The 15,284-nt window shown below is 34.6% G+C and carries 13 protein-coding genes and 1 other RNA gene; 7 read left to right on the plus strand and 7 right to left on the minus strand.

What is annotated here, in order from left to right; all coding sequences use genetic code 11:
• Positions 1–48 precede the first annotated feature (48 nt).
• Complete coding sequence (locus HM987_RS09855) at positions 49–1,725, minus strand: autotransporter outer membrane beta-barrel domain-containing protein (RefSeq protein ID WP_179007662.1); 1,677 nt, start codon at positions 1,723–1,725, stop codon at positions 49–51.
• A gap of 537 nt (positions 1,726–2,262) precedes the next feature.
• Between HM987_RS09855 and nhaC the strand changes: the two genes are divergently transcribed.
• The 4 genes from nhaC to HM987_RS09875 all read left to right on the plus strand — a co-directional run bounded on the left by nhaC (position 2,263) and on the right by HM987_RS09875 (position 5,282).
• A complete protein-coding gene (gene nhaC, locus HM987_RS09860) occupies positions 2,263–3,756 on the plus strand; it encodes a Na+/H+ antiporter NhaC (RefSeq protein ID WP_179007664.1) in 1,494 nt (497 codons plus the stop codon).
• 202 nt (positions 3,757–3,958) lie between these two features.
• Entirely contained in the window at positions 3,959–4,603 is a 645-nt protein-coding gene (locus tag HM987_RS09865) for a peroxiredoxin (RefSeq protein WP_179007666.1), read from the plus strand.
• A gap of 58 nt (positions 4,604–4,661) precedes the next feature.
• A complete protein-coding gene (locus tag HM987_RS09870) occupies positions 4,662–4,970 on the plus strand; it encodes a thioredoxin family protein (protein ID WP_179007668.1) in 309 nt (102 codons plus the stop codon).
• 54 nt (positions 4,971–5,024) lie between these two features.
• On the plus strand, positions 5,025–5,282 hold the full coding sequence (locus HM987_RS09875) for a DUF6952 family protein (RefSeq protein ID WP_178988138.1): 258 nt from the start codon (positions 5,025–5,027) through the stop codon (positions 5,280–5,282).
• Between the two features lie 266 nt (positions 5,283–5,548).
• Here HM987_RS09875 and katG read toward each other — a convergent pair whose 3' ends face one another.
• Positions 5,549–7,780 (minus strand): catalase/peroxidase HPI, encoded by a 2,232-nt coding sequence (gene katG / locus HM987_RS09880; protein ID WP_179007670.1) that lies wholly within the window; start codon positions 7,778–7,780, stop codon positions 5,549–5,551.
• Positions 7,781–8,271: 491 nt separating this feature from the next.
• On the opposite strand from katG, the gene HM987_RS09885 reads away from it, so the two are divergent.
• Together HM987_RS09885 and HM987_RS09890 are read left to right on the plus strand one after the other, a co-directional pair.
• Positions 8,272–8,991 (plus strand): hypothetical protein, encoded by a 720-nt coding sequence (locus tag HM987_RS09885; RefSeq protein ID WP_178988135.1) that lies wholly within the window; start codon positions 8,272–8,274, stop codon positions 8,989–8,991.
• 120 nt (positions 8,992–9,111) lie between these two features.
• The gene (locus tag HM987_RS09890) at positions 9,112–9,354 is read left to right on the plus strand and encodes a putative signal transducing protein (RefSeq protein WP_178988134.1); all 243 of its coding nucleotides are present in this window, start codon (positions 9,112–9,114) and stop codon (positions 9,352–9,354) included.
• A gap of 143 nt (positions 9,355–9,497) precedes the next feature.
• Here HM987_RS09890 and HM987_RS09895 read toward each other — a convergent pair whose 3' ends face one another.
• Positions 9,498–11,123: an ABC-F family ATP-binding cassette domain-containing protein gene (locus HM987_RS09895; protein WP_179007672.1), complete on the minus strand. Its 1,626-nt coding sequence runs from the start codon at positions 11,121–11,123 to the stop codon at positions 9,498–9,500.
• Positions 11,124–11,441: 318 nt separating this feature from the next.
• Here HM987_RS09895 and HM987_RS09900 point away from each other — a divergent pair, with 318 nt between their 5' ends.
• Positions 11,442–12,902, plus strand: coding sequence for a thioredoxin-like domain-containing protein (locus HM987_RS09900; protein WP_179007674.1), 1,461 nt, complete (start codon positions 11,442–11,444; stop codon positions 12,900–12,902).
• A gap of 57 nt (positions 12,903–12,959) precedes the next feature.
• Here the strand turns inward: HM987_RS09900 and fsa are convergent, their stop codons facing one another.
• The 4 genes from fsa to ffs form a co-directional block, all read right to left on the minus strand.
• Positions 12,960–13,613, minus strand: coding sequence for a fructose-6-phosphate aldolase (gene fsa / locus HM987_RS09905; RefSeq protein WP_179007676.1), 654 nt, complete (start codon positions 13,611–13,613; stop codon positions 12,960–12,962).
• Positions 13,614–13,708: 95 nt separating this feature from the next.
• Positions 13,709–14,110 carry a hypothetical protein gene (locus HM987_RS09910; protein ID WP_179007678.1) on the minus strand — a complete coding sequence of 134 codons (402 nt, stop codon included), beginning with the start codon at positions 14,108–14,110 and terminating at the stop codon, positions 13,709–13,711.
• Between the two features lie 44 nt (positions 14,111–14,154).
• A complete protein-coding gene (locus HM987_RS09915; RefSeq protein ID WP_179007680.1) occupies positions 14,155–14,958 on the minus strand; it encodes an SDR family oxidoreductase in 804 nt (267 codons plus the stop codon).
• Positions 14,959–15,124: 166 nt separating this feature from the next.
• Positions 15,125–15,223, minus strand: an RNA gene (ffs, locus tag HM987_RS09920) — signal recognition particle sRNA small type.
• Positions 15,224–15,284: the final 61 nt, after the last annotated feature.

Genomic DNA, 15,284 nt, shown 5'->3' on the forward strand with positions numbered 1-15,284 from the left:
CCTGAGCCTCAAACTCAGATTTCTACATGCTATAAATTAAAATTTATTTTATTTATCTAAAAGCTTTTCTATTCTGTCTAATCGCGCTTCAAGAGCTTTTATTTTTTCATATTGTGTGCTTATCGTATTTTCTTGTGCTTTTATTTTCTTATTCAGTTCAGTTATATAAAGAAATTGTTCTTCTATTTTCTCCAAATTTGTAATAGTAGCTTCTGTAAGTTCTAATTTAAAGCCATTCTCCATAACTTCAGCAAACGATTTTACACCAGGTAAATGACCGTTTTTAAGCACAAACGCTTCTGCCTTTTCTAATGTATTAAATTTATAATCAGACTTAATTTCAGACATTCCGCTATAGTAATCTTGAAAAACATAATCTGCATATGGTGTGCCTGTTCCTGTTGCTAAAAAACTCGGTGCATTAACAATACCAGACGTTATGACTTCAGCAATAGCATTATTACCTAAGCGAATTTCATTATCCGCGGAAGCAGTTGCCTGATATCCAATAGCTATTGAATTTGTTCGGTTAGCCGTACTAGCACTATGACCAATAGCAACACTTTGATTTCCACTTCCATTAAATTGATTAGCTCTGTAACCTATTGCCACGTTACTACCACCTGTATAATTAAACATAGCATCTACACCAATTGCCACATTAAATGCGGAACCACCACCTTGAACCATAGTAGCAGTACCAATAGCAATATTAGACTCTCCTCCTCCTAACGCTAATCCTGCCTGATCTCCGATAGCTATATTATTAATTGATGTTATGGACTGACCAGCTTGAAATCCTATAGCAATATTCTTTGAAACCGTTTGTGACACAACAGAGCCTGTACCCATAGCATCTGTCCCAATGGCTATATTGCGATCGGAAGCTGTATCCAAATGATTGTCTAAAGTATTAGTACCGATAGCGATATTATTTGCAGCTCTATTGCCAACACCAGCTTCAAAACCAATCGCGATAAATCCAGTTGCTCGGTTATTTTGTCCCGCTCTATAACCTATTCCAATATTTCTATTTCCAGTACCAGTAACTTGATTGGCGATATTATTTTGAAGCGCTTGATAGCCTATGGCTACATTGTCATTTCCAGGATCTATATTTGTGAGTGTATTGAACCCAATTGCTATATTGGCATATCCTGAAAAAGCATTAGGGCCAGAAGCGGTAGAACCAGATAAGGCGTTACTTCCAATAGCAACGCTTTCTACACCATTAATACTAGATCCTAAAGCGTTTGTCCCAAATGCAACATTGTTTGTATTTGTATTCACTTCTAAGGCACCAACACCAAAAGATGTATTTGTTGAACCAATTTTTCCAGCTGGTAAATTGAATCTTCTAAAAGCAACGTCTGCGTCGTTTATAGAACCCAAAAAATTAGAAGCTGTAACGGCAGGATTACCATCTAAAAGCCAACCACTACCACCAAATCTTACCCATGTTAATGCACCTGAGATATCAGCGAGGTAGTAATAACCGGGTTCTACCGTACCATTACTTGTAGTGTTAAATACAATTTCAGATTCTGTTGGTGTTAATACTGTAGGCGTGGTTAAATCTATTAACGCAACTCTTGGTATCAGTAAACCATCTGTTATTGAGGTTATTTCGAGAGCTCCATTAGGAGTTGTTGTACCTATACCTACCTGTGCATTTAATGCAAATGTAAATAGTAAAAAAAATGAAAATTTTATAATTGATTTCATAGCTGAATCATTTAATTTTTGATGAGGGTTCAATTTTAATTTTTGCAATAATAATCATGTCATAAAATAGATTAGATATAGTAATTCACAACTTATGTAAGATATAACAAGAATAGAGGTTTGGCTATTAAAAAATGGCATAAGAACCATACAGTACTTGTATTATGTTTATGAGTACCAATACCGCCTGATTTTAAAGGACTTTACAATTAGAAAATTTTAGCTATCTCATTAATTAATGATTTAAATAACTGTGATGTTGTGTTAATGTAGTGGTAGTTTTACATGAAACATGAATTTGTTTTAACAATTGCATAATTAAATTATTAATTATTAAGGTTTTAAATTTCATTTCCGCAATGTTTTTAACCGAAAAAATGAGAATAAATTTGTGGAGATAAAACTATTTTTAATAGTCATAGCATCACTACGCTTAATTTCATTAATAAATATAATTCATGCGACTTTTTAGAAACCTGCCAGCTATTTGCATTTGGTATCACAAAATCGTAACATTACAGAACTAAATCAAACTGAATGGAAAGCCAAGACATTAATCCAAGACAACCACAACATGAGCATATTGTTGAAAATAAAGAACTAAATATTTGGGAGGCTCTAATTCCTGTAATTGCTTTAGTCGGCATGCTTGCTTATAATGTTTTTGTCTATGGCGATGACGCTTTAAGTGGTAGCAATCAATTTATTTTAATTTTAGGGGCAGCAGTTGCGGCTGTTATTGGACTTTATAACAAAGTTACTTTTAGTCAAATGATTGATGAAGTTGCCGAGAACATAAAATCAACTACTGGTGCTTTATTGATATTATTAATGGTTGGAGCTTTGGCAGGCACATGGCTAATTAGTGGAATTATACCTGCTATGATTTATTATGGTCTTCAAGTTCTAAATCCTACTATTTTTTTAGCTGCTTGTGTTATTATATGTGCTATTATTTCCATTGCTACTGGTAGCTCTTGGACTACTTCAGCAACTGTAGGTATTGCGTTAATTGGGATCGGTGAAGCTTTAGGCATATCATTAGGAATGACGGCAGGTGCTGTTCTGTCTGGCGCATACTTCGGAGATAAAATGTCACCATTAAGTGACACAACAAACCTTGCTCCTGCAATGGCAGGAAGTGAATTATTTTCACATATTAGATACATGGCACTTACTACTGTTCCAACTATAATTGTAACACTTATTGTGTTTATAATCTTAGGTTTTACCCAAAACACTGAGGGAGTTGCAGATACTTCTATACTCATTAATGATATAAATAAAACTTTCAATATTAACGGATGGCTATTTTTAGTTCCATTAGCTGTAATATTTCTAATAATAAAAAAAACATCTCCTCTAATCGCATTACTAATTGGAACATTGCTCGGTGGTGTTTTTGCATTAATTTTTCAACCTCAAATTGTAGCTCAAATCGCTGGTGTAGACCAATTAACTTTCAATTCTGCATATAAAGGAATTATGGATGCTATTACAGTAAAGACAACTATCGCTACAGAAAATGAAACTCTACAAAGCCTATTTTCCGCTTCAGGAAAAGGAATGAGTGGTATGTTAGGCACAATATGGCTAATTATATGTGCTATGGTTTTCGGAGGAATTATGGATGCTATTGGTGCTCTTTCTAAAATAAGCAAAGCACTATTAAAGTTAGCAACTACAACTTTTGGGTTATTTGCAAGTACAGTTGCAAGTTGTTTAGCTCTTAACGTAACAGCATCTGATCAATATTTAGCACTTGTTGTACCTGGAAAAATGTTTAAAAAAGCCTATGAGGATAAAGGTTTAGCTCCTGAAAATTTAAGTCGTACATTAGAGGATTCTGGTACAGTAACCTCTGTTCTTATTCCTTGGAATACTTGTGGTGCTTACCAAAGTGGTGTCTTAGGTGTTAGCGTCGCAGATTACTTTGTCTATGCTATATTCAATTGGTTAAGTCCATTTACAACCTTAGTTTTCGCTGCCTTCAGAATTAAAATAAAAATGTTAACAAAAAAGAAGGTTTAATTCTTAACGCATTTCTGGCTTTCATTACCAAGTCCACAACTTTTACAGGCTAAAATTATCATTCCCATAAAATATAGCCCTCTTTTTTGAGGCCATTAGCACATACTATTTCACTATTAGCTATCATAATCAATATCTATTTTAAAGTACTATTCTTCTGACTAAATTTGTAGCAGAAATTAATCATTTAAAACAAAATATAATGGCATTAGTAGGAAGACAATTTCCAAATTTAAGCGTAAACGCTATGAACGACATGGGCGACACTTTTAAAGTGAACGTTCTTGAAGAAGCGAAAAACAATAATAAAAAAGTCGTATTATTCTGGTATCCAAAAGATTTCACTTTTGTTTGCCCAACAGAATTACACGCCTTTCAAGCCGCTTTAGGGGAGTTTGAAAAAAGAAACACTATAGTTATTGGTGCATCTTGTGATACTGCTGAAGTTCACTTTGCATGGTTAAGCACTGCCAAAGACAATGGAGGAATCGAAGGTGTAACATATCCACTTTTGGCAGATTCTAACCGTAACTTAGCTTCAGCCTTAGGCATCCTCGATATTTTTAACGAACAGTATAATGAAGAAACAGGACTTTTAACTGTTGAAGGTGACAACGTAACCTACAGAGCGACTTACATCATCGATGAAGAAGGAACCATTCAGCATGAAAGTGTGAACAACATGCCATTAGGCAGAAATGTGAAGGAATACTTAAGAATTATCGATGCGTTAACGCACGTACAGGAAAAAGGTGAAGTTTGTCCTGCAAACTGGGAAGATGGCAAAGATGCCATGAAAGCCAATGCAGAAGGTACTCGTGAGTATTTGAAGGCACACTTAAACTAGAATAGAACACTAGACCTTTCAGGTTTCTAAAACCTGAAAGGTCTTATAAATTAAAAAAATGATTCAAGAATTAGATAAAGATAACTTACAAGACATCATTGCAGAAAACGAAACCGTTGTGGTTCAGTATTCTGCTACTTGGTGTGGTAATTGCCGCATCATGAAACCAAAATTCAAGAAATTAGCAACAGAAAACGAGAATGCAAATTTCGTTATTGCTGATGCTGAGAAATTTCCTGACAGTAGAAAATTGGCCACAGTAGATAATTTACCAACCTTTGCGACGTTCAAGAATGGCGAATTTAAAGGCCAAGTACAAACTAATAAGTTTGACGTTTTAAAGGAACTTGTTGAAGAAGCTATATAATTAGTATTAATCTAAAAAACAGTTTCTTCCCTTAGGGAAGATTAGAGATGGGACATGAAATTACCAGTAATTAAAAATTTGACGCAGTTCATTGAAGACAATGACGAGGATTATATCGTTGAAACCATTGAAACGCTCGAAAATCTAACGGAAGTACCTTCTCTAAAAGATGAAGAACTCGATGTTATAGGCGAGTTAATTTCCAACATGTATGGCGCCATTGAGGTCCATAAAATGGTGAAAGATGGCACACCTAAAAAAGAGGCATTAAATAAATTTATGTCTCGCGTTTTGGGATCGATTGATAAATAATTGAGAAAGAAGAATAGATTTTATAAAACCACTTTGTGAAAACAGGGTGGTTTTTTGTTTTAATTGAATATTTAGTAATTGAAAATTTCTGTTACCTTCGTTTACTTATACTGAATTTCTTTTCAGTTCAGTAAACTCTGCTACAAATTACTGATACGGACTCATACGTAAAACGATAATAATCTTAACACTGTCTTCGAGAAAACATCATAAAAAAAGGCAACCCATCCCTGAGTCACCTTTCCAAATCACTATTAATCAAATAATTACTTCAAATCAAAACGATCAGCATTCATCACTTTAGTCCAAGCTGAGACAAAATCCTTTACAAATTTTTCTTCGCCATCATTTGCGCCGTAAACTTCACAAACCGCTCTTAATTCCGAATTAGAACCAAAGATTAAATCTGCTCTTGTGGCTGAGAATTTCATCGCTCCTGTTTTTCGGTCACGACCTATAAATTCTTTTTCTTCTGATGTAGCGGCTTTCCAAGTGATTGATAAATCTAATAGATTTTTAAAGAAATCATTGGTTAAGCTTCCTACGTTATCCGTAAACACACCATGTCTAGAGCCATCATAATTTGCTCCCAAAACACGCATACCTCCTACTAAAACGGTCATTTCTGGAATTGAAAGTGACATCAAGTTCGCTTTGTCAATTAATAAATCTTCAGCTTTGATATCCATATTCGCATTTTGGTAATTTCTAAAACCATCACCAAGAGGTTTCAAATAATTAAATTGCTCAATATCCGTTTGCTCTTGTGACGCATCACCTCTACCCTGTGAAAATGGCACAGAAATGTTATGACCTGCTTTCTTGGCTGCTTCTTCAACACCAACTGTACCTGCCAATACTATTAAATCGGCCATAGAAATCGTTCCATCAAATTTAGATTGAATGTCGGAAAGTACTTTCAATACTTTATCCAGTTCTTCAGGATTATTTACTTTCCAGCTGCGTTGTGGCTCTAAACGTAAACGTGCACCATTAGCGCCACCTCTTTTGTCAGAGTTTCTATAAGTTGAAGCCGAAGCCCAAGCTGTTCTTACTAGTTCTGATATTGACAAACCAGAGTCCATTAGCATTTGCTTTAAAGACGAAATATCAGCATCACTTAGATTATAATCCACTTTAGGAATTGGATCTTGCCAAATTAATTCCTCACTTGGTACTTCTGGTCCTAAATAACGATCTATTGGTCCCATATCTCTATGTGTTAGCTTGTACCAAGCTCTGGCAAACGCGTCTTCAAAGGCTTTATGATCTTTGTGGAAACGTTTTGAAATTTCCAGATATGCAGGATCGGTTTTTAACGCAATATCTGCAGTAGTCATCATCAGCGCTTGTCTGCCATTAGCATCACCAGCTTTTGGTGCCATTGGCGCATTAGAATCAGCCGTTGGTGTCCATTGGTGGGCACCAGCTGGACTTTTTACTAATTCCCACTCATTATTTAATAAAACATCGAAATATTCATTGTCCCAACGTGTTGGATGCGGTGTCCATGCACCTTCGATACCACTGGTAATAACATCATCCAATACACCACTATTAAATGAATTCTTCCATCCCATACTCATATCTTCAATCGGCGATCCATGAGGTTCAACGCCAACATATTCATTCGGATCTGCCGCACCATGTGCTTTACCAAATGTATGACCACCTGCCACCAAAGCTACCGTTTCTTCATCGTTCATTGCCATTCTACCAAACGTTTCCCTTACATCCTTGGCAGAACCCATTGGATCTGGTTTGCCGTCTGGACCTTCAGGATTAACGTAAATCCAACCCATCATTACCGCAGCTAATGGGTCTTCTAAGTCACGTTCGTTATAGTTATCACTGTTTCCGTAACGTTCTTCATTGGCGCCCCATTCCGTTTCACTTCCCCAATATACATCTTGTTCTGGCTCCCAAATATCCTCTCTTCCACCTGCAAAACCAAAGGTTGGGAAGCCCATGGATTCTAGAGCACAATTTCCTGCTAAAATCATAAGATCTGCCCAAGATACTTTTCTACCATATTTTTGCTTAATTGGCCATAATAACAATCTCGCTTTATCCAAGTTACCATTATCTGGCCAGCTATTTATCGGTGCAAAACGTTGATTACCTGTACCAGCACCACCACGTCCATCACCTACTCTATAAGTACCAGCACTATGCCATGCCATACGAATCATAAAACCACCATAATGCCCATAATCGGCAGGCCACCAGTCTTGTGAATCCGTCATTAAATTAAGAACATCTTGCTTTAATTCTGAAAAGTTGACGCTCTTAAACGCTTCAGCATAATCAAAATCGTCACCTAAAGGATCGTTCTTTGAGGCATGCTGTCTTAAAATATTCAATTTTAATTCATTTGGCCACCAATCCCTGTTTTTTACACCACCTCCTGCGACCGCTTCTTGCTTTCCGCTTAAGAATGGGCATTGACTCGCATCGTTGTTATTAAGTTCAAAAGTCTCTGTGTTTTTATTGTCCATGATTAAATTGTTGTTTTATCGTTAGAAGTTTTAGAAGTTAAATATCTCTAAAGTTAAAGAATATTCAGCTTCAAATAAAATCTCTATATTTTTTTAACTTATATTTTAATAGTTAAAATCTATTTTCAGCATTCGAATAGTCTTTTCGTGTTATAGCAAACTTATCTAGCTGGCTTTGCTGGTCGGCAATGACGAAAACTTTATTTCTATCCTAAACAAAAAAAGAACAGAATTAAAATCTTTATGCCATTCTTATAGTTTTAGTTCACGAATTATAAAAGAGCAAAGAAACTTTATTTCATAACACTAATTGCTCAAGATCCTATACTTTAAACGAACACAAAATATTTTAACTGGATCTAATCGTTTGTAAATAAATGTCATATTGAATTATTATATTCAATTAAATAGTGCCATTCTAAATAAGACCAATAGTGTTAAAATGTTGTAAATGATAAATTTGATTTATATTTTTAAAAGAAAAAATCGTCATGCTATTTAAGAAAACTAATGTTGAAGAAAAATTACGGCGTTTCAAAAAGCGCCAAAACAATGAAGACTTTATTCTTAACGAAGTACATCAAATACTTCAACAAGATGACATCAAGGATGAAAGAATTCTAGATACCTTGTCAGCGTCCAACAACGGCATCGATAACAATTTTAAATTCGATTTACTCGCCACAGAACACATCTATCACATTGACGCTATTAAAACCATTTGCATTGATTATAGACTTCGGTTTTTGGATACCAAATATTTCAAAGGCGAATTACCCTATGAAGCCATTTCTAAAATAAAGCAACTGGAAAAAGACCATAATACAGAAATCAATGGTTTTAAAATTGTGGCGCCTTCAAAATTATTCAAACTAGAAAATGCAGACGATCCTTTACTTTTTGCACCTATTGGAAATGGGTATTATTATCTAATCCATAAATGGGGAAATGACCTTCACCCTTTTAGAAAGTTACTGATGTTACCATTTAAAAATATCGTCAATCTTTTGGTTACCACACTTCTGGTGAGTCTAATTGCTACAGGTTTAGTGCCAGATGGCCTTTTTGCCCATAACATGACCGATTCACAAATAGGAATGATTTTCTTTTTTATGTTCAAATGTATTGCTGCAATGGTGATTTATTATGGGTTTGCTACTGGTAAAAATTTTAATACTGCCATTTGGAATAGCAGATATTTTAATGCCTAGAATATATTTTGAAATGTGGTTTTTATGTTAATTGAAGAATTTTAGAAAAGAGTTCCTCCTAAAATAGTGTAACATTCTGAAGTTTTTCGTAACTTACTATTACATTTAAATCCTAATATTATGAGCACGATAGAATATACAAAAGTTTATGAAGGTAGTTCCATTTTAGCTATCCGAGTTAGAGACGAATTAGAGCGTACAGGAATTATTCCCATAATAAAAGACGAAGGCGAATCACAACGATTAGGAGGTCAAGGTTCAATCAACAGTGGTTATCAAGAAGTATTTGTGCATAACGATGAATTAGATAAAGCCATGGTCATTGTGAATCGTGTTAAGGCTGAGATGGAAGCTTCTTCTTAGTTAGCAATATTCAATAAAATTAAGATATCAAGCATCTTAAGAATATTAATTAATGATTATATTTTTTTATAAAATCATTCCAAAAAAAATGCTAGGGTTTATATTCACTAGCATTTTTTTAATTCATAAATAAGGTGAAGAGCTTAAACCGTCACACCATACATCTTCTCGCGCTGCTCTTTAATCTTTGTATCACTCATATACTCATCAAAAGTCATATAACGATCAATGACGCCGTTTGGTGTTAATTCTATAATACGGTTACCTACGGTTTGTGCAAACTCATAGTCATGAGTGGTTAACATTACTGTGCCTTTAAAGTTTTTAAGTGAATTATTAAAAGCTGTAATACTTTCCAAATCCAAATGGTTTGTTGGTTCGTCCAACATTAAAACGTTGGCTCTAATCATCATCATTCGGCTTAGCATACAACGTACTTTTTCGCCTCCTGATAAAACATCCGAAGTTTTTAGAGCTTCTTCTCCGCTGAAAATCATCTTCCCCAAAAATCCTCTGATATGGACTTCTTCACGTTCTTCTTCCGTAGTTGCCCATTGACGTAACCAATCGACCAATGATAATTTGTTGTTGAAAAATTCACTATTATCCAGTGGTAAATACGATTGCGTGGTGGTTACTCCCCAAGAAAATTTTCCTGCATCCGCTTTTTCGTTGCCATTCAAAATTTGATAAAATGCGGTTGTAGCTCTTGAATCTTTAGAATAAACGACCACTTTATCACCTTTATTCAAATTGATATCAATATCCTTAAATAATACTTCGCCATCTAAACTGGCCGATAGACCTTCAACATTTAAAATTTGGTCTCCAGCTTCGCGATCGCGTTCAAAAATAATCGCGGGATAACGACGACTAGAACGTCTTATTTCAGAAATGTTCAGTTTATCGATCATCTTCTTTCTACTGGTTGCTTGTTTGGATTTTGCAACGTTGGCCGAAAAACGACGGATAAAATCTTCGAGTTCCTTTTTCTTCTCTTCAGCTTTTTTATTTTGCTGTGCATGTTGTCTTGCCGCTAATTGAGACGACTCATACCAAAAGGTATAGTTACCAGAGAAATGGTTAATTTTCCCAAAATCGATATCAGAAATATGTGTACAAACCGAATCCAAAAAGTGTCTATCGTGAGATACTACAATGACACAGTTATCATAATTTGCCAAGAAATTTTCTAACCAAGAGATGGTTTCATAATCCAAATCATTGGTAGGCTCATCCATTATCAACAAATCCGGATTACCGAATAAGGCTTGAGCCAACAGCACGCGGACTTTTTGTTTACCATCCAAATCTTTCATTAAGGTATAATGATGTTCCTCCTTTATACCTAAGTTAGATAACATGGCTGCTGCATCACTATCGGCATTCCATCCGTTCATTTCTTCAAACTGTACCTGAAGCTCTCCAATTTTCTCAGCATTTTCATCCGTATAATCAGCGTATAAGGCATCAATTTGGGATTTCAACTTATATAGTGGTTTGTTTCCTTTTAATACAGTTTCCAAAACAGTATCTTCATCATGCTTGTTGTGATCCTGCTCTAAAACAGACATACGCTTTCCTGGCTCTAAATGCACACTTCCAGATGTTGGATCCATCTTGCCAGCGATAATTTTTAGAAACGTGGATTTTCCGGCACCATTGGCACCAATAATTCCATAGCAATTACCATTATTGAATGTGGTGCTTACTTCATCAAAAAGAACGCGCTTTCCGAATTGTACCGAGAGATTAGAAACTGATAACATATCTTAAAACTTTATTGTGTTAACCTTATTTTTTTTGAGATTGCAAAAGTAGAAAATTAAACGCAAACTCAGCCATTTAACTGTATTATGAATCTTAAAAAAACCATAAATGTTTTTCATTTGGTTTCGAACTGTGTTTTGCTTAGGTAGCGTTTAAAAACATTATAAAACGGCCTCATAAAGTAGAAAATTTCACTACTTATACCCTCGTCATTTAACGGAATAAACCGTCACTTAACAAGATTTAACGAGGTATTAACAGGAGTTGCGCAATGCTTCCGCTATTTTTGTTTGACTAAACTAATACAAAACAAACCCATGTTTATCCTTCGCATTGTATTTGCTGTTACAATAATGTTAACTGTTTTTGGATGTCAGTTCAAAGGCGGCAATGCTAGTGAACATGCTTATATTGGTGGCGAAATTATCAATCCCAAAAATAACAATTTATTACTTTACAACAATAAGGGTAAAATTGTTGATTCCATTACATTAGATGCTGACAACCGATTTATTTACAAAATCGAAAATCTTCAACCAGGACTTCATTCCATAACGCATGGCGGCGAATATCAAATGCTGCTTTTAGAACCTAACGATAGTCTTATGTTTAGGTTAAACACCTACGATTTTGATGAATCTTTGGTCTTTACAGGCGAAGGCGCAAAGAAGAATAACTATCTTATAAAAACGTATTTATCTAACGAAAAGGAAGCCAAGAAATTAGTAAAATATTCTAGAATGGAACCAGAGGTCTTCAATGCGTTTGTAGAGGAAAGACGTCAAGATCAATTAGATGAATTTCATAAGTTTTTAGAACGTAATGAAGAATCTGATTTTTTTAAATCCATTATTGAAGCTAATATAAATTACAACACCTATGCTGATAAGGAAATTTACCCGTTTGCATATTTCGGAAATAATAAATTAATCCATATCAAAGATTTACCTGAAGACTTTTTCGCACACAGAAAGGATATTGATTACAACGCGAGCCAATTGAGCAACTTCTTTGCATATAATCGTTTTTTATTTTCACACATTGATAATTTGGCGATTGATGATTATTACAAAAACAATCCATACCATAGTAAATTCAATAGACATGCTATGTGTTACAATAAGTCTAAACTCGATTTAATTGATAGTATAATTACCGAGCCGACGATTAAAAATAATTTACTGAAATACAAAGCGAGGGAATTTATTAGCTATAACCATACTGAGGAAGATGCCAATGCTTTACTCGATCATTATTTGGAAAAAACGACTAGCGAGGAAGACAAAACTTATATGAAGGATTTGGTATCTTCATTGAAATTGCTGCGCCAAGGAAATCCTTTGCCTAATATTGCACTCGTTAACTATAACGATACCGAGCATTTTATAAATTCAATTATTACCAAACCAACTATTATTTATTTTTGGTCATCGAACTCAAAGTCGCAATATCGAAACAGCCATTTTATGGTAGATAAATTGAAGAGACAATTTCCGCAAATGGATTTTATATCTATAAATGTGAATGATAATGACGATGAATTTTGGAAAAACATCATTAACAACTATAGCTTTTCCACTATCAACGAATTTAAGTTCAAAAACTCAAAACAAGCACGAAAAACCCTAGCTGTAAATTATTTGAACAAAGCCATTATTGTTAATAAAGAGGGTTTAATATTGCATCCTAATGCTAATATTTTTAGTTCTGACTTCAACGAAACGTTGGAAAATTTACTACTAAAAAAGCATCTTATTGTTCAACAAGATGCGCTTTAGTCTTTAATTAAAATGTGTATTCTCTTTTTTAGATTATAACTATTTATCTTTAATAATCTAGTTCCCTTTTTTATAATCCGCCAAGAATTTTTCCAAACCACTATCTGTCAGAGGATGTTTTAATAATCCCGTGATTGAACTTAAAGGCCCAGTCATAACATCAGCACCCAGTTTAGCACAATCGATAACATGCATGGTGTGACGAACCGAAGCGGCTAATATTTGTGTTTCAAATGAATAATTATCGTAGATATGACGAATTTCTGCAATAAGGTTTAAACCATCTGTAGAAATATCATCCAATCGACCAATAAATGGAGACACATAAGTGGCACCAGCTTTGGCAGCCAATAAGGCCTGACCTGGAGAAAACACTAACGTTACGTTGGTTTTAATTCCTCTGTCCGAAAAATATTTACAAGCCTTAATACCATCTTTAATCATAGGTAATTTAATCACAATTTGATCATGAAGTTCAGCCAACGCTTCGCCTTCTCGTATCATACCATCAAAATCAGTAGAAATAACTTCTGCCGAAACGTCGCCATCCACAATGTTACAGATATCAACATAATGCTTCATAATATTGTCTGTTCCTGTAATGCCTTCTTTGGCCATTAATGATGGGTTTGTAGTTACACCATCTAAAATACCCATATCTTGGGCTTCTTTAATTTGCTTTAGGTTCGCCGTATCGATAAAAAATTTCATGTATTGTAATTTTAATTGTTGTGTTTTAAGTTGTTGCAAAATTACAACTTAAACCCTTATGAGTAGAAATAATTTTTAATAACTAAAATCCTTAGTTATTCAACAATTAAGAGATAGGTTTTAGACGTGCTATAATTACATAACACATCAGAATCATCGTCATAATCCCTGAAAGGACCATCGACATCCAAGTAGATTGTGATTCTGTAAGTTCCTGTAAATTCTGGAGTCCCTTCGATACTTATGGTTCTATAATTTACAAAATAATCCATGCCAATTGGTAAGCCTTTCACATCAAAATAATAATCATAATCCTCATCCCTTGGCTCATTTGTTATACCAACTCTTAAATCCGAATAATAAGAACTTTCTGTAGAGGCGATGGGAAATGATTTATTAGGAAGTTCTGGTTCTTTCGGAATGATGCAATTGAAACCATTTTCACAACCTAAAAATAATAAACTGAATACTAATGGAATAAAGTAATGTAGTTTCATAACGGCTTATTTGAAATTTACCATCACAAATAATGTACCAAGTTTTACAACTTATAATGATTCATCAATAACTTTTCATAAAAGGAATCTGGGAGAATACGCTTTAAAACAATAGAGAATTTCTGCATAAAAGCCCCAACCTTGTAATGAATTTTAGGATTCTTAGTCTGAATGATTTTATAAATAGCTTCTGCCATTTGTTTTGGATCATTTCCACTATCCACATGTTCATCCATCATGCTTAACGTGTTTCCGTAAGTGTCTTTATATGGCGATTTTTCTAATATTGGAGCATGATAGCGACCAGCTGCAATGTTAGTAGCGAAATCACCAGGAGCCACATTGGTCATATGGATATTAAACCCTTTTAGTTCCATTCTGAAAGCTTCGGTAATCAGTTCTAAAGCACCTTTACTCGCACTATAAATACCACGATAAGGTAAACCCATATAACCAGCAATAGATGTAATATTGATAATTAAACCCGAATTCTGTTGACGCATAGTCGGCAAAACCGCTTTTATGACATTTATAGGGCCGAAAAGATTGGTTTCAAAATTGCGCTTTATTTCTTCGTCTGGAATTTCTTCAATAGGACCGGTTATACCAGCACCTGCATTGTTCACTAAAACATCTATTTGAGATTCTTGCTTTAAAACTTCTGCTATGCAATTTGAAATCGTTTCTGGTTTGGTAACATCTAAAGCTACAATAGGAAATTTGCTATCAGGATAATTCTTAGGATTTCTACTGGTTCCATAGACTTGGAAGCCTTTAGCTTGAAGAAATTCTCCCATAGATTTCCCAATTCCTGAAGATCCACCTGTTATTAATACAACTTTAGACATATTGAATTATAAATTTCGACTTGCAAAATACAAATTCCAAAATTAGTATAAACAATATGAAAATCGAATAGATAAGTCCGAGTGAGAATTTATTAAATCTAAGAAAGAATTTATGGATACCGAGTAAAAGTTCCTTCCCTTGGGGAAGGCTAGAATGGGATACAAAAAAAGGCAAGCTACCTACATCACACCGCTACGACCGTTTACCTTTGCTGCGTTCCCGCCCTGGAGGATTCAACAGGAGCTGGTTGTGTAGGACTTGCCAGCTGCAAAGATACAATCTTTAATTACTTTCACAATGATTTTTAAACTGAATTTTATTTAAT

Source organism: Winogradskyella forsetii, from assembly GCF_013394595.1.
Lineage (GTDB): Bacteria > Bacteroidota > Bacteroidia > Flavobacteriales > Flavobacteriaceae > Winogradskyella > Winogradskyella forsetii.

Excerpts from the sequence above, each read along its gene's own strand:
- HM987_RS09875 (WP_178988138.1), top strand. The coding sequence starts at position 5,025 with ATGAAATTACCAGTAATTAAAAATTTGACGCAGTTCATTGAAGACAAT.
- HM987_RS09855 (WP_179007662.1), bottom strand. The coding sequence starts at position 1,725 with ATGAAATCAATTATAAAATTTTCATTTTTTTTACTATTTACATTTGCA.
- HM987_RS09890 (WP_178988134.1), top strand. The coding sequence starts at position 9,112 with ATGAGCACGATAGAATATACAAAAGTTTATGAAGGTAGTTCCATTTTA.
- HM987_RS09870 (WP_179007668.1), top strand. The coding sequence starts at position 4,662 with ATGATTCAAGAATTAGATAAAGATAACTTACAAGACATCATTGCAGAA.
- HM987_RS09900 (WP_179007674.1), top strand. The coding sequence starts at position 11,442 with ATGTTTATCCTTCGCATTGTATTTGCTGTTACAATAATGTTAACTGTT.
- HM987_RS09895 (WP_179007672.1), bottom strand. The coding sequence starts at position 11,123 with ATGTTATCAGTTTCTAATCTCTCGGTACAATTCGGAAAGCGCGTTCTT.
- HM987_RS09885 (WP_178988135.1), top strand. The coding sequence starts at position 8,272 with ATGCTATTTAAGAAAACTAATGTTGAAGAAAAATTACGGCGTTTCAAA.
- nhaC (WP_179007664.1), top strand. The coding sequence starts at position 2,263 with ATGGAAAGCCAAGACATTAATCCAAGACAACCACAACATGAGCATATT.
- HM987_RS09910 (WP_179007678.1), bottom strand. The coding sequence starts at position 14,110 with ATGAAACTACATTACTTTATTCCATTAGTATTCAGTTTATTATTTTTA.
- katG (WP_179007670.1), bottom strand. The coding sequence starts at position 7,780 with ATGGACAATAAAAACACAGAGACTTTTGAACTTAATAACAACGATGCG.
- HM987_RS09915 (WP_179007680.1), bottom strand. The coding sequence starts at position 14,958 with ATGTCTAAAGTTGTATTAATAACAGGTGGATCTTCAGGAATTGGGAAA.
- HM987_RS09865 (WP_179007666.1), top strand. The coding sequence starts at position 3,959 with ATGGCATTAGTAGGAAGACAATTTCCAAATTTAAGCGTAAACGCTATG.
- fsa (WP_179007676.1), bottom strand. The coding sequence starts at position 13,613 with ATGAAATTTTTTATCGATACGGCGAACCTAAAGCAAATTAAAGAAGCC.